The 11,702-nt window shown below is 71.5% G+C and carries 10 protein-coding genes and 1 pseudogene; 6 read left to right on the forward strand and 5 right to left on the reverse strand.

The features are described from left to right. The first annotated feature begins 3 nt into the window (after window positions 1-3). Genes zwf through pgl form a run of 3 tightly spaced genes read left to right on the forward strand, consistent with a single transcriptional unit; the run spans window position 4 to window position 3,445 of the window. The gene (zwf, locus tag ACZ6ZN_RS07715; RefSeq protein WP_398112324.1) at window positions 4-1,527 is read left to right on the forward strand and encodes a glucose-6-phosphate dehydrogenase; all 1,524 of its coding nucleotides are present in this window, start codon (window positions 4-6) and stop codon (window positions 1,525-1,527) included. Continuing rightward, window positions 1,524-2,663, forward strand: coding sequence for a glucose-6-phosphate dehydrogenase assembly protein OpcA (opcA, locus tag ACZ6ZN_RS07720; protein WP_469644087.1), 1,140 nt, complete (start codon window positions 1,524-1,526; stop codon window positions 2,661-2,663). The genes zwf and opcA overlap by 4 nt, the downstream gene beginning before the upstream one ends. Then, entirely contained in the window at window positions 2,660-3,445 is a 786-nt protein-coding gene (gene pgl / locus ACZ6ZN_RS07725; RefSeq protein WP_398112322.1) for a 6-phosphogluconolactonase, read from the forward strand. The genes opcA and pgl overlap by 4 nt, the downstream gene beginning before the upstream one ends. A gap of 78 nt (window positions 3,446-3,523) precedes the next feature. On the opposite strand, the gene ACZ6ZN_RS07730 is transcribed toward pgl, so the two are convergent. From ACZ6ZN_RS07730 to ACZ6ZN_RS07740, 3 genes are read right to left on the reverse strand one after another with little or no spacing between them, the layout of a single operon-like run. Then, window positions 3,524-4,363, reverse strand: coding sequence for a carbohydrate ABC transporter permease (locus tag ACZ6ZN_RS07730; RefSeq protein WP_398112321.1), 840 nt, complete (start codon window positions 4,361-4,363; stop codon window positions 3,524-3,526). Continuing rightward, window positions 4,360-5,721: a carbohydrate ABC transporter permease gene (locus ACZ6ZN_RS07735; RefSeq protein WP_469644091.1), complete on the reverse strand. Its 1,362-nt coding sequence runs from the start codon at window positions 5,719-5,721 to the stop codon at window positions 4,360-4,362. The genes ACZ6ZN_RS07730 and ACZ6ZN_RS07735 overlap by 4 nt, the downstream gene beginning before the upstream one ends. Before the next feature lie 6 nt (window positions 5,722-5,727). Continuing rightward, window positions 5,728-7,050: an ABC transporter substrate-binding protein gene (locus tag ACZ6ZN_RS07740; RefSeq protein ID WP_398112319.1), complete on the reverse strand. Its 1,323-nt coding sequence runs from the start codon at window positions 7,048-7,050 to the stop codon at window positions 5,728-5,730. A 5-nt stretch (window positions 7,051-7,055) separates the two neighbouring features. On the opposite strand from ACZ6ZN_RS07740, the pseudogene ACZ6ZN_RS07745 reads away from it, so the two are divergent. Further along, a pseudogene (locus tag ACZ6ZN_RS07745) lies at window positions 7,056-7,115 on the forward strand (hypothetical protein); the annotation flags it as partial. A 62-nt stretch (window positions 7,116-7,177) separates the two neighbouring features. Here ACZ6ZN_RS07745 and ACZ6ZN_RS07750 read toward each other — a convergent pair. Together ACZ6ZN_RS07750 and ACZ6ZN_RS07755 are read right to left on the reverse strand one after the other, a co-directional pair. Then, window positions 7,178-8,833, reverse strand: coding sequence for a glycoside hydrolase family 13 protein (locus ACZ6ZN_RS07750; protein WP_469644093.1), 1,656 nt, complete (start codon window positions 8,831-8,833; stop codon window positions 7,178-7,180). A 165-nt stretch (window positions 8,834-8,998) separates the two neighbouring features. After that, the gene (locus ACZ6ZN_RS07755; protein WP_469644096.1) at window positions 8,999-10,270 is read right to left on the reverse strand and encodes an ABC transporter substrate-binding protein; all 1,272 of its coding nucleotides are present in this window, start codon (window positions 10,268-10,270) and stop codon (window positions 8,999-9,001) included. Between the two features lie 122 nt (window positions 10,271-10,392). Between ACZ6ZN_RS07755 and ACZ6ZN_RS07760 the strand changes: the two genes are divergently transcribed. Together ACZ6ZN_RS07760 and ACZ6ZN_RS07765 are read left to right on the forward strand one after the other, a co-directional pair. After that, window positions 10,393-10,908 carry a PadR family transcriptional regulator gene (locus ACZ6ZN_RS07760; protein ID WP_376331881.1) on the forward strand — a complete coding sequence of 172 codons (516 nt, stop codon included), beginning with the start codon at window positions 10,393-10,395 and terminating at the stop codon, window positions 10,906-10,908. Next, the gene (locus ACZ6ZN_RS07765) at window positions 10,905-11,663 is read left to right on the forward strand and encodes an ABC transporter ATP-binding protein (RefSeq protein ID WP_469644099.1); all 759 of its coding nucleotides are present in this window, start codon (window positions 10,905-10,907) and stop codon (window positions 11,661-11,663) included. The genes ACZ6ZN_RS07760 and ACZ6ZN_RS07765 overlap by 4 nt, the downstream gene beginning before the upstream one ends. Window positions 11,664-11,702 lie beyond the last annotated feature (39 nt).

Below are 11,702 nucleotides of genomic sequence, written 5' to 3' on the forward strand. Positions count from 1 at the left end.
CAGGTGTCGAGCAGCAATCCGCTGCGTGACCCCGCGGACCGACGGCTCCCGCGCATCGCGGGGCCGTCGGGCCTGGTCATTTTCGGCGTCACGGGCGACCTCTCCCGCAAGAAGCTCATGCCGGCCGTGTACGACCTCGCCAACCGGGGCCTGCTCCCGCCGGGCTTCTCGCTGGTGGGCTTCGCCCGCCGCGAGTGGGCGCACGAGGACTTCGCGCAGGAGGTGCACGACGCGGTCAAGGAACACGCGCGCACGCCCTTCCGCGAGGAGGTCTGGCAGCAGCTCATCCAGGGCATGCGGTTCGTCCAGGGCACGTTCGACGACGACGACGCCTTCGAGCGGCTGCGCTCCACGATCGAGGAGCTGGACAAGGCGCAGGGCACGGGCGGGAACTTCGCCTTCTACCTCTCGGTGCCGCCGTCGGCCTTCCCGGTGGTCATCAAGCAGCTGAAGAAGCACCAGCTGGCCGACCAGCCGGGCGGTTCGTGGCGGCGGGCGATCATCGAGAAGCCGTTCGGCCACAACCTGGAGTCGGCCGAGGAGCTCAACAAGGTCGTCCACGAGGTCTTCGCCCCGGACCAGGTCTTCCGCATCGACCACTACCTGGGCAAGGAGACCGTCCAGAACATCCTGGCGCTGCGCTTCGCCAACACGATGTTCGAGCCGATCTGGAACCGGTCCTTCGTGGACCACGTGCAGATCACCATGGCCGAGGACATCGGCATCGGCGGCCGGGCCGGCTACTACGACGGCATCGGCGCCGCCCGCGACGTCATCCAGAACCACCTGCTCCAGCTGATGGCGCTCACCGCGATGGAGGAGCCCGCCTCCTTCGACGCGGACGCGCTCGCCGCGGAGAAGACCAAGGTGCTCGGGGCCGTGCGGCTGCCGCAGGACCTGGGCCGCGACACCGTGCGCGCCCAGTACGCGGCCGGCTGGCAGGGCGGCACCAAGGTGCGCGGCTACCTGGAGGAGGACGGCATCGACGCCTCCTCCAAGACCGACACCTACGCCGCGGTCAAGCTGGAGATCGACAACCGCCGCTGGGCGGGCGTCCCCTTCTACCTGCGCACGGGCAAGCGGCTGGGCCGCCGGGTGACGGAGATCGCCGTCGTCTTCCAGCGGGCCCCGCACTCCCCCTTCGACTCCACGGCCACCGAGGAGCTCGGCTCCAACGCGATCGTCATCCGCGTCCAGCCGGACGAGGGCGTCACGGTCCGCTTCGGCTCCAAGGTGCCGGGCACGTCCATGGAGATCCGGGACGTGTCGATGGACTTCGCGTACGGCGAGTCCTTCACGGAGTCCAGCCCGGAGGCGTACGAGCGTCTCATCCTGGACGTCCTGCTGGGTGACTCGAACCTCTTCCCGCGCACCGAGGAGGTCGAGCTGTCCTGGAAGATCCTCGACCCGATCGAGGAGTACTGGGACACCAACGGCAAGCCCGCCCAGTACCCGGCCGGTACCTGGGGCCCGGCCGAGGCGGACGACATGCTCGAGCGACACGGACGGAGCTGGCGCCGGCCATGAAGATAGACCTGACCGACACCACGGCCAGCAAGATCAACAAGGCGCTGGTGCAGGGCCGCCGGGCGATCGGCACCCCGGCGGTCGGCATGGTGCTCACGCTGGTCATCGTGACGGACGAGGAGAACGCCTACGACGCGCTGAAGGCCGCGAGCGACGCCTCGCGCGAGCACCCCTCGCGCACGCTCGTCGTCATCAAGCGTGTCTCCCGCTCCCCCCGGGACCGCACACAGTCCCGCCTCGACGCGGAGGTCCGCGTCGGCGCGGAGGCCGGCACCGGCGAGACCGTGATCCTCCGGCTGTACGGCGAGGTCGTGGACCACGCCCAGTCGGTGGTGCTGCCGCTGCTGCTGCCGGACGCCCCGGTGGTGGTCTGGTGGCCGGTGAACGCTCCGCTCGACCCGGCGAAGGACCCCCTGGGGGCCCTCGGGCAGCGCCGCGTCACCGACACCTACGCCTCCGAGCAGCCGGTGCGGGACCTGGCCACCCGGGCCGGGGCCTACACCCCCGGTGACACGGACCTGTCCTGGACGCGCATCACGCCCTGGCGCTCGATGCTGGCGGCGGCGCTCGACCAGATCACCTGCGAGGTGAAGGCCGTCGAGGTGGAGGGCGAGGAGTTCAACCCGAGCTGCGAGCTGCTGGCGATGTGGCTCGCGGACCGGCTGGACGTTCCCGTGAAGCGCTCCCGGTCCGGCGGCCCCGGGCTCACGGCGGTCCGCATGGACACCGACTGCGGCCCGATCCAGCTGGACCGGGCCGACGGCTCCCTGGCGACGCTCACCATCGAGGGCCAGCCGCCCCGCGCGGTGGCGCTCAAGCGCCGGGACACGGCGGAGCTGATCGCGGAGGAGCTGCGGCGGCTCGACCCGGACGACACCTACGCCTCGGCGCTGCGCTACGGCGTGGAGCGGCTGACGGATTCCGGGTCGGCGACGGCCTCGCAGGAGCAGGCGGTGGCCAAAGGAGAACCGGGGTCCGGCGGTGGGTCCGGAAGCGGCGGCGGACGGGACCGGCTCGGTGTCCCCACCCCGGTCGAGGAGGCTGCGAAAGCTCCCGCCGCGCAGGCGACGGCGCAGGCACCGGTGAAGCAGCAGCCGCCGACGCCGGAACCGGTGCGGAAGGGGGACCCGAGGTGAGCACGACTCCCCAGCTGGTCGTCCACCGCGACAAGGAGCTGATGGCGCAGGCCGCGGCGGCTCGGCTGATCACCCGGATCGTGGACGCGCAGTCCTCCCGGGGCTCGGCGTCGGTGGTCCTCACGGGCGGCCGCAACGGCAACGGCCTGCTGGCCGCGCTGGCGGCCGCACCGGCCCGGGACGCGGTCGACTGGTCGCGGCTGGACCTGTGGTGGGGCGACGAGCGCTTCCTGCCGGAGGGCGACCCGGAGCGCAACGTCACCCAGGCCCGTGAGGCACTGCTCGACGCGGTGCCGCTCGATCCGAAGCGGGTGCACGCGATGCCCGCCTCGGACGGCCCGCACGGCGACGACGTGGAGGCGGCGGCGGCCGCCTACGCGGAGGAACTGGCAGCGGCGGCGGGGCCCGAGGACCACGGCCCCGTGCCGGCGTTCGACGTGCTGATGCTGGGCGTCGGCCCGGACACGCACGTGGCGTCGCTGTTCCCGGAGCTGCCGGCGGTGCGCGAGACGGACCGCACGGTCGTCGGCGTCCACGGGGCGCCCAAGCCCCCGCCGACCCGGGTGACGCTGACGCTGCCGGCGATCCGCGCGGCCCGCGAGGTGTGGCTGCTGGCGGCCGGCGAGGACAAGGCGTCGGCGGCGGCGATCGCACTGTCCGGCGCGGGCGAGATCCAGGCCCCGGCGGCGGGCGCCTACGGCCGCAGCCGCACCCTGTGGCTCCTGGACACCGCGGCGGCGTCCCAGCTCCCGCGCTCGCTGTACCCGCCGGCTTCGGCCTAGGGTTCCGGCTCGAAGTCCTCGCCCACCCGCGACCGGCGTCAGGACGGTCGCGGGTGGGCGAAGGCGTGTCGGGCGCGGCTACTTGACCGAGCCCGCCATCACGCCCTGGACGAAGTGCTTCTGGAAGGCGAAGAACACGACGACCGGGACGATCAGCGACAGGAACGCGCCCGGGGCCAGGACGTCGATGTTGCTGCCGAACTGGCGTATCTGGGACTGCAGTTCCACGGTCAGCGGCTGGGACGCGCTGTCGGCGAAGAGCAACGCCACGAGCATGTCGTTCCACACCCACAGGAACTGGAAGATGGCCAGCGAGGCGATCGCCGGGCGGCCGACGGGCAGCACCAGGCGTGTGAAGATGCGCCATTCGCTGCCGCCGTCCATCCGCGCGGCCTCCAGCATCTCCTTCGGCATCTCGGCGAAGTAGTTGCGCAGGAGGAACACCGCGAAGGGCAGTCCGTACGCCACGTGGAAGAGGACGACTCCGGGGATCGTGCCGAACAGGCCCAGCTGGCCGAAGAGTTTGGCGACCGGCAGCAGGCCGATCTGGACGGGCACCACCAGCAGTGCCACCACGACCAGGAACACCGGCTCCCGGCCGGGGAAGTCCAGCCAGGCGAAGGCGTATCCGGCCAGGGCCGCGACGACCACGACCAGTACCGTCGTCGGCACCGAGATCAGCACCGTGTTCCAGAAGGCCTGGGTGATCCCGGCGTTCCCCAGCAGCGACGAGTAGTTGTCGAAGGACAGCTGCCCGGGGCTGGAGAACACCGTCCACCAGCCGCCCTTCGCCGTGTCCTCGGCGGACCGCAGCGAGGACAGGAACAGCCCGGCCAGCGGGGTCATCCACACGAGGCCGACCAGCACGAGGAAGGCCTGGACGACGCCGTTGCCCAGGGAGCGCCGTACCGCGTTCATCGCTGACTCCTTCGGAAGCGGCGGACGTTGAAGACCATGGCCGGGACGACCAGCAGCAGGAGCAGGACGCCGAGCGCGCTGCCGAGGCCCTGGTTGTTGCCGCCGCCGAACGACACCAGCCACATCTGCGTCGCGAGGACGGTCGCGTCCTCCTGCACGGGTCCGGGCGCGATGATGTACACGAGGTCGAACACCTTCATCACGTTGATCACGAGCGTGATGAAGACGACCGTGAGGACCGGGGCGAGCAGCGGGACCGTGATGCGGCGGAAGATCTGCCACTCGCTCGCGCCGTCCATGCGCGCCGCCTCCAGCGCGTCCCGGGGCAGTGTCGACAGACCCGCGCCGATCAGGACCATCGCGAAACCGGTCCAGATCCACAGGTAGGCGCCGATGATCGCCGGGGTGACCAGCGCCGGGCCCAGCCAGGAGACGCCCTCGTAGGGCGCGGCGAAGTTCGCCGACGGCAGCGTCACCGTGTACGAGCCCGGTTCGAGGCCCTCGAAGCGGAAGGAGCCGTCGGCGGCGGTGGTGGCCGTGGCGACGGTCTCGCCGCCGCGGACCGCCTCGACCTTCATCTGCGGCAGTCCGCTCTCCCGTGCGTCGACCCTGCCCTGCTCCCCTCCCCCGCCGGGGGTGAAGTCCAGGTAGACGACGCCGCGCAGTTCGTCCGCGGCGGCCTTCCGCCCGGCCGCCCCGGACGCGGGTCGCGCGTCGCCGGGCAGGTCCGCGGGCCGGACGCCGACCAGGCCGAGTGCGATCGCGTCGCCGGGTGAGAGGGAGGCGCTCGTGCGGTACGAGCCGTCCTTGCCCTTGGTCAGGCCCTGCCCGTCGCGGGCCCGGGCCGTCGGGTAGGTCGACCGGTCCGCGAAGGCGTCGTGGACGGAGACGACCGCCGCGTTCAGCACGCCCTTGTCCGGGTCCTCGTCGTAGGCGAGGCGGAAGATGATGCCGGCGGCGAGGAAGGAGACCGCCATCGGCATGAACAGCAGCAGTTTGAACGCCGTGGCCCAGCGGACCTTCTCGACCAGGACGGCCAGGATCAGCCCGAGCCCGGTGAGCAGCGCCGGGGCCACGACGACCCAGATGGCCGTGTTGCGCACGGCCTTGAGGGTCGCCGGGTCGCGGAACATCTCGGTGTAGTTGTCGCCGCCGACGAAGGTCGTGCCGGAGGCGTCGAAGAAGCTGCGGCCGATGCTGAACAGCACGGGGTAGACGACGAGCGCCCCGAGCAGCAGCAGTGCGGGCAGCACGAACAGCAGGGCGACGGTTCTGCCGCGCCGCCGCAGGCGCCGGGTGCGGTCGGCGTCCGGGGTCGGCGGCGGGGAACTCGTCTCTTTCACGAGGGTCGCGGTCACGGCGTATCAGTCCTGGTACGCCTTGGCCGCCGCGGCCTCCAGCTTCGCCGCGGTGCCCTTGGGGTCGGAGGGGTCGCGCAGGAAGTCCTGGAGCAGCTTCCACTCGCCGGTGCCCTTCGTGCCGCCGAAGGCCGCGGGGGCCTGGTCGGACATGTCGAAGCGGACCGAGTCGCCGGCCTCGACGAGGGACTCGGCGGTGGCGCGGGTGACGTCGTCGCCGTAGGAGGCGAGGTCGAGCTTCTTGTTCGGGGAGAGGAAGCCGCCGGCCTCGGCCCACACCGCGGAGGCTTCGGGGGTGGCCAGGTACTCCAGGAGGGCCTGGGCGGCCTTCTGGTTCTTGCCGTCCTTCAGGACGACGGCGGCGTCGCCGCCGCTGACGACCGGGGCCTCGCCGCCGCCGACCGCCGGGAAGGGGAAGAAGTTCGCGTCCTCGCCGACCTTCCTGCCGAACTGGTCCTTGGCGACACCGGCGACGAAGTCGCCCTCGTAGACCATGCCGGCCTCGGGCTCGGGCCCGAACACCTTCTCCACCGAGCCGGGGAAGTCGGTGTTCAGCGCGCCCTTCTGGCCGCCGGCGATGAGCTGCTTGTCCTTGAACAGCTTGCCGAGGGTGGTGAGGGCGTCGACGACGGAGGAGTCGGTCCACTTCAGTTCGTGCGCGGCGAGCGCGTCGTACTTCTCGGGCCCGGCCTGCGAGAGGTAGATGTTCTCGAACCAGTCGGTGAGGGTCCAGCCGTCCTGTCCGGCGACGGAGAACGCGGCGAGGCCGGAGTCGGAGACGGTCTGCCCGGCCTTCAGCATCTCGTCGTAGGTCTTCGGGGGCTTGACGCCTGCCTGGTCGAGGGCGTCGGGGCTGTACCAGACGGTCGACTTGTGGGCGGCCTTGAAGTACAGGCCGTACAGCTTGCCGTCGACGCTGCCGTAGTTCTTCCACACCGGCGCGTAGCCTGCGTCGACGGCCTGCTCGGTCTTCTGCGACAGCGGCTTGAGCCAGCCCTTCTGCGCGAACTGCTTGAGCACGCCGACCTGCGGGACCATCACGACGTCGGGGGCGTTGCCGCCCTCGATCTTGCTGCCGACGACGGTGGAGACGTTGTCGCCGGTGGACGTGAACTGCGTCTTGGCGCCGGTCTTCTCGGTGAAGGCGTCCAGCACCTTCTGGAAGTTCTTCTGCTCGGTGCCGGACCAGACGCCGGCCACGGTGACGGTCTGGCCGTCGAGCGCCTTGTCCCCGCCGCCGGCCGAGACGGGCCCGCCGCCGCAGGCGGTCGCGCCGAGCGCCAGCACGAGGGCGGTGCAGCCGGTGAGCAGGGTGGTACGTCGCATCATCGTCGATGTCCCTTCGGAGGGTTCGCTTGCGGGGAGTTCGCTCGCGCGGATGTTGCTTACGCGGGTGTTGCTTACGCGGGTGTTGCTTACGCGGGTGTTGCTTGCGCGGGTGTCGCGTGCGGGGTGGTCAGGTACGGATCCACCAGGCGGCCGTCGAGCCGGAGAGGACTCCGGGCGGGCAGGAGCCGCTGGCGAGCAGGGGGGTGCCGGGGACCGGCGCGGGGGTCGGGGCGGTGCCGAAGTTGACGGCGCAGACGAGATCGCCGCGTTCGAAGGCCAGGACGCCGGGCGGGGAGTCCAGCCAGCGCAGCGTGCCCTCGCCCAACTGGGGCAGCGCGGAGCGCAGTTGGAGTCCGTCGCGGTACAGGTGCCAGAAGGAGCGGGTGTCGGCGAGGGCCCGGTCGGTGGCGTACTCGGCGAAGTACTCCGGTTGCGGCAGCCACGGCTTGGCGCTCTCGGCGCCGGGGGTGAAGCCGAACGGCGAGGCCTGCCCCGACCAGGGCAGCGGCACGCGGCAGCCGTCGCGGATGCGGGCCCTGCTGCCGGTGCGGCGGAAGATCGGGTCGGTGAGCACGTCGTCCGGCAGGTCCACGACCTCCGGCAGTCCGAGCTCCTCGCCCTGGTAGATGTACGCGGCGCCGGGCAGGGCCAGCATCAGCAGGGCGGCGGCGCGGGCGCGGGCGGCGCCGAGGCCGCTGCCCTCGGTGGCGGGTTCGCCGTAGCGGGTCACGGTGCGGACCTGGTCGTGGTTGTTGAGGACCCAGGTGACCGTCGAGCCGGTGCCGGCGATGTCGTGCATGGCCTCGGAGATGACCTTGCGGAAGGCGTCCGGGTCCCAGGGCGCGCTGAGCAGGTCGAAGAAGAAGGCCTGGTGGAGTTCGTCGGGCCGTACGTAGCGGGCGTGTTCGCGTGCGGTCGGGACGGAGACCTCGCCGACGAGGAGGCGTTCGGCGCCGTCGCGCTCGGTGTACTCCTCGCACAGGGAGCGCCAGCGGCGCCACACGTCGTGCACCTCGGGTTGGTTCCAGGCGAGGGGGTTGACCGAGTCGCGGGTGCGGGCGTCGGCCTCCGGGTCGTCGGAGTCGGGCAGGTCGGGGTGCTTGAAGAGGCCGGCGGCGACGTCGATGCGGAAGCCGTCGATGCCCCGGTCGAGCCAGAAGCGCAGGATCCGCTCGAACTCGGCGGCGATCTCCGGGTTGCGCCAGTTCCAGTCGGGCTGCTCGGGCGCGAACATGTGCAGGTACCACTGGCCGGGCCGGCCGTCCGGCTCGGTCACCCGGGTCCAGGCGGGGCCGCCGAACATGGAGTGCCAGTTGTTGGGCGGCTCGGACCCGTCGGGGCCGCGGCCGTCGGCGAAGTGGAAGCGGGCGCGGGCGGGGCTGCCGGGCGGGGCGGCGAGCGCCTCGCGGAACCAGGGGTGCTCGCTGGAGCAGTGGTTCGGGACGATGTCGAGCAGCACCTTGACGTTCAGCCGGTGAGCGGAGCCGACCAGCAGGTCGAACTCGCCGAGGTCCCCGAAGACCGGGTCGACGTCGCAGTAGTCGGCCACGTCGTAGCCGTGGTCGTGCTGCGGCGAGGGATAGAAGGGGCTCAGCCAGATCCCGTCGACGCCGAGCTTCTTCAGGTAGGGCAGTCCCGCGCGGACGCCGGCGAGGTCGCCGACGCCGTCGCCGGTGCTGTCCAGGAAGCTGCGGACGTAGACCTGGTAGATCACTGCGTCACGCCACCAGTGGTGCCTGTTCAACCCATCGACCTGTCTCTGTGGAGGGCAGCGGTTATGCATGCATGTTAAGTAGGCGTGTCGAGAGGGTGTCAATGAAAAGGCAGAAGCTACTGGAGAGTTGATGTGGGGCGAACCGTCGTAAAGGGGGTATCTCGTCGGCAGATGAGACGTCCGCGTTACCTAACATGTAACTAGGAGAGGGCGGACTCTGCCGCCGGGGCCCGGCTAGCGGCGCGAGATGAGGGCGAGTTCGCGCGCCAGCCGGCGCACCGCAGCCTCGGGCGTCTGGTGGCCGGCCATCGCGTCGTGCACGACCGCCTGGACGACCAGGCTGACCTGGTCGTAGCGCGGGCTCTTGGGGCGCGGCTCGGCCGCGATCACGCTCTCGCGCAGGGTCGGCAGGTACGGGAAGCGGCGGATCAGCGCCGGGTCCCGGTAGAGGTCGGCACGAACGGGCGGCAGCGCGCCCCGGGTGAGGACCTGGCGCTGGACCGGCTCACTGGTGAGGTAGGCGATCAGCCGGGCCGCCGAGTCCGGGTGCCGGGCGTGGGCGCTGACGGCCAGGTTGGATCCGCCCAGGACGCTCGTCCCGGGCCCCTCCCGGCCGGGCAGCGGCACGGCGCCGACCTTCCCGGCCACCTTCGATCCCGGGGCGGAGGCCCCGACGTAGGCGTAGGGCCAGTTGCGCAGGAAGAGCAGCCGGCCGTCCTGGAAGGCCTGCTTGGACTCCTCCTCCTTGTACGACAGGGCCTCGCGCGGGATCCAGCCCTCGCGCACCCCCCGTGCCAGGAATCCGATGCCCTCACGGGCGGCCGCCGAGTCGACGGTGACGCGCTCGCCCTCGTCGCCGAGGATCGAGCCGCCCGCGGAGTAGACCGCCTCCGCCGCGTTGACCGTGAGGCCCTCGTACGGCAGGAACTGCCCGGCGTACCCGTCCAGCCCGTACTCGGGGGCGATCGTCTTCGCGTAGCGCTCCAGCTCGGCCCAGGTGCGCGGCGGCTCGACGCCCTCCTTCGCGAGCACGTCCTTGCGGTAGAGGAGCAGGCCCGCGTTGGTGACGTAGGGGACGGCGTAGAGCCGGTCGTCGTAGGTGGCCGTGTCCACGACCGGCCGGAGGAACATCTTCAGCGGGAACCGGTCGCGCGGCAGGGGCCTGATCCAGCCCGCGGCGGCGAAGTCCGAGGTCCAGTTGACGTCGATGTTGAGCACGTCGAACCGGCTGCGGTCGCCGTCGCGCAGATCGGTGATCATCTGCGCCTGGGTCTCGTCGGCCGAGTCGGGCAGTTCGACGAGGGTGACCTTCTCGGCGGGATGGGCGCGGTTCCAGCCGTCCAGCAGGGGGCCGAGGTAGCCGGTGAGGTCCCCGGCGGTCGCGAGGGTGAGCGGCCCGCGGCCGTCCCGGGAGGGTTCACCGGCCTGCGCTCCGGCGGCGACATGACCGGTCAGGACCACGACGAGAACGAGGAGGCCCCTACCGGCGGCGTGGATCCACCGCATAGGTTCCTCCCTGTACACCGGCGACGGGCACCCTTGCCCGGAATCAGAGGCCATGTATACCTGTTAGGTATGGGCGATACTAGGGCCTGGAGCACATTGGACCGGACAGGAGGACTGCACGCGTGCGCCTGCCCCTCCTGGCTCTCCTCGCCCGCGGACCCGCCCACGGCTACGAGCTCAAGCAGGACCTTGAGCAACTGCTGGGCTCCGCGTACCCTCAGCCGAACGTCGGCCAGGTCTATGTGACCCTCGGCCGCCTCGAGAAGTCGGGACTGATCGAGGGCGAGGACGTGGCACAGTCCAGCCGGCCCAACAAGAAGGTCTACCACCTCACCGAGGCCGGGCGGGAGGCGCTGCGCGCCTGGTTCGAGGAGCCCGAGGACGAGCCGCGGGTGCGGGACGAGTTCTTCATGAAGCTGGCCCTCGCCCCGCAGACCGGTCTCGCCGACCAGGTGGCCCTGATCAACCAGCAGCGGCGCCAGTACCTGAACACCATGCGGCAGCTGTCGAGGCTGGCCGCCGCCGAAGACCGCGACAACCGCATCGCCCACCTGCTGATCGAGGGCGCGATGCTGCACCTGCAGGCCGACCTCGACTGGCTGGAGCGGTGCCAGGAAGAGCTGGAGGAGCTGGAGTGAGCGACGACCGTCCCGCTCCTGTGCTGCGCGCCGAGGGCCTGGTGAAGACGCACCACGGCGAGGGCGCGCCCGCCCGGGCCGTGCGCGGGGTCGACCTGAGCGTGCGGCGGGGCGAGTTCGTGGCGATCACCGGCCCCTCCGGCGCCGGCAAGTCCACGCTGCTGCATCTGCTCGGCGGGCTCCAGCGGCCGGACGCGGGGCGCATCTGGCTCGACGGCGAGTCCACCGAGACCTACGGCGAGGCCCGCTGGGCCGTGGAGCGCCGCAAGCGGATCGGGATCGTCTTCCAGTTCTTCAACCTGGTGTCCAACCTGTCCGTCGCCGACAACGTCGAGCTGCCCGCCCTGCTCGCCGGGACGTCGCCGAGGCAGGCGCGCGCCGAGCGGGAGGCGCTGCTGGCCGAGCTGGGCCTGACCGGCAAGGAGCGCAGCATGCCGGGCGAACTGTCCGGCGGTGAGCAGCAGCGCGTGGCCCTGGCCCGGGCGCTGGTCAACCACCCCCCGCTGCTGCTGGCCGACGAGCCCGCGGGCAGCCTGGACAGCAAGGGCACCCGCGAGGTGATGCGGCTGCTGTCCCGCTTCCACCAGCGCGGCCAGACGATCCTGCTGGTCACGCACGACGCGCGGCTGGCGAGCGCGGCGGACCGGGTGATCAGCTTCTTCGACGGCCGGATCGCCGACGACGCGGAACTGGACGGCGGCACCACCCCGCCACGCCGCTCCGGGATCTCCGGTGTGCTGGAGCTCCGGGACTGACATGCGCGGGTACGACACACCCCGGAAGGGCTGACCCGT

The organism is Streptomyces sp. NPDC053665 (assembly GCF_055585285.1).

Bases quoted from the DNA above. Each gene is read 5' to 3' on its own strand.
- ACZ6ZN_RS07730 (WP_398112321.1), bottom strand. From the start codon at position 4,363: ATGAACGCGGTACGGCGCTCCCTGGGCAACGGCGTCGTCCAGGCCTTC.
- ACZ6ZN_RS07740 (WP_398112319.1), bottom strand. From the start codon at position 7,050: ATGATGCGACGTACCACCCTGCTCACCGGCTGCACCGCCCTCGTGCTG.
- opcA (WP_469644087.1), top strand. From the start codon at position 1,524: ATGAAGATAGACCTGACCGACACCACGGCCAGCAAGATCAACAAGGCG.
- ACZ6ZN_RS07750 (WP_469644093.1), bottom strand. From the start codon at position 8,833: ATGCATAACCGCTGCCCTCCACAGAGACAGGTCGATGGGTTGAACAGG.
- ACZ6ZN_RS07755 (WP_469644096.1), bottom strand. From the start codon at position 10,270: ATGCGGTGGATCCACGCCGCCGGTAGGGGCCTCCTCGTTCTCGTCGTG.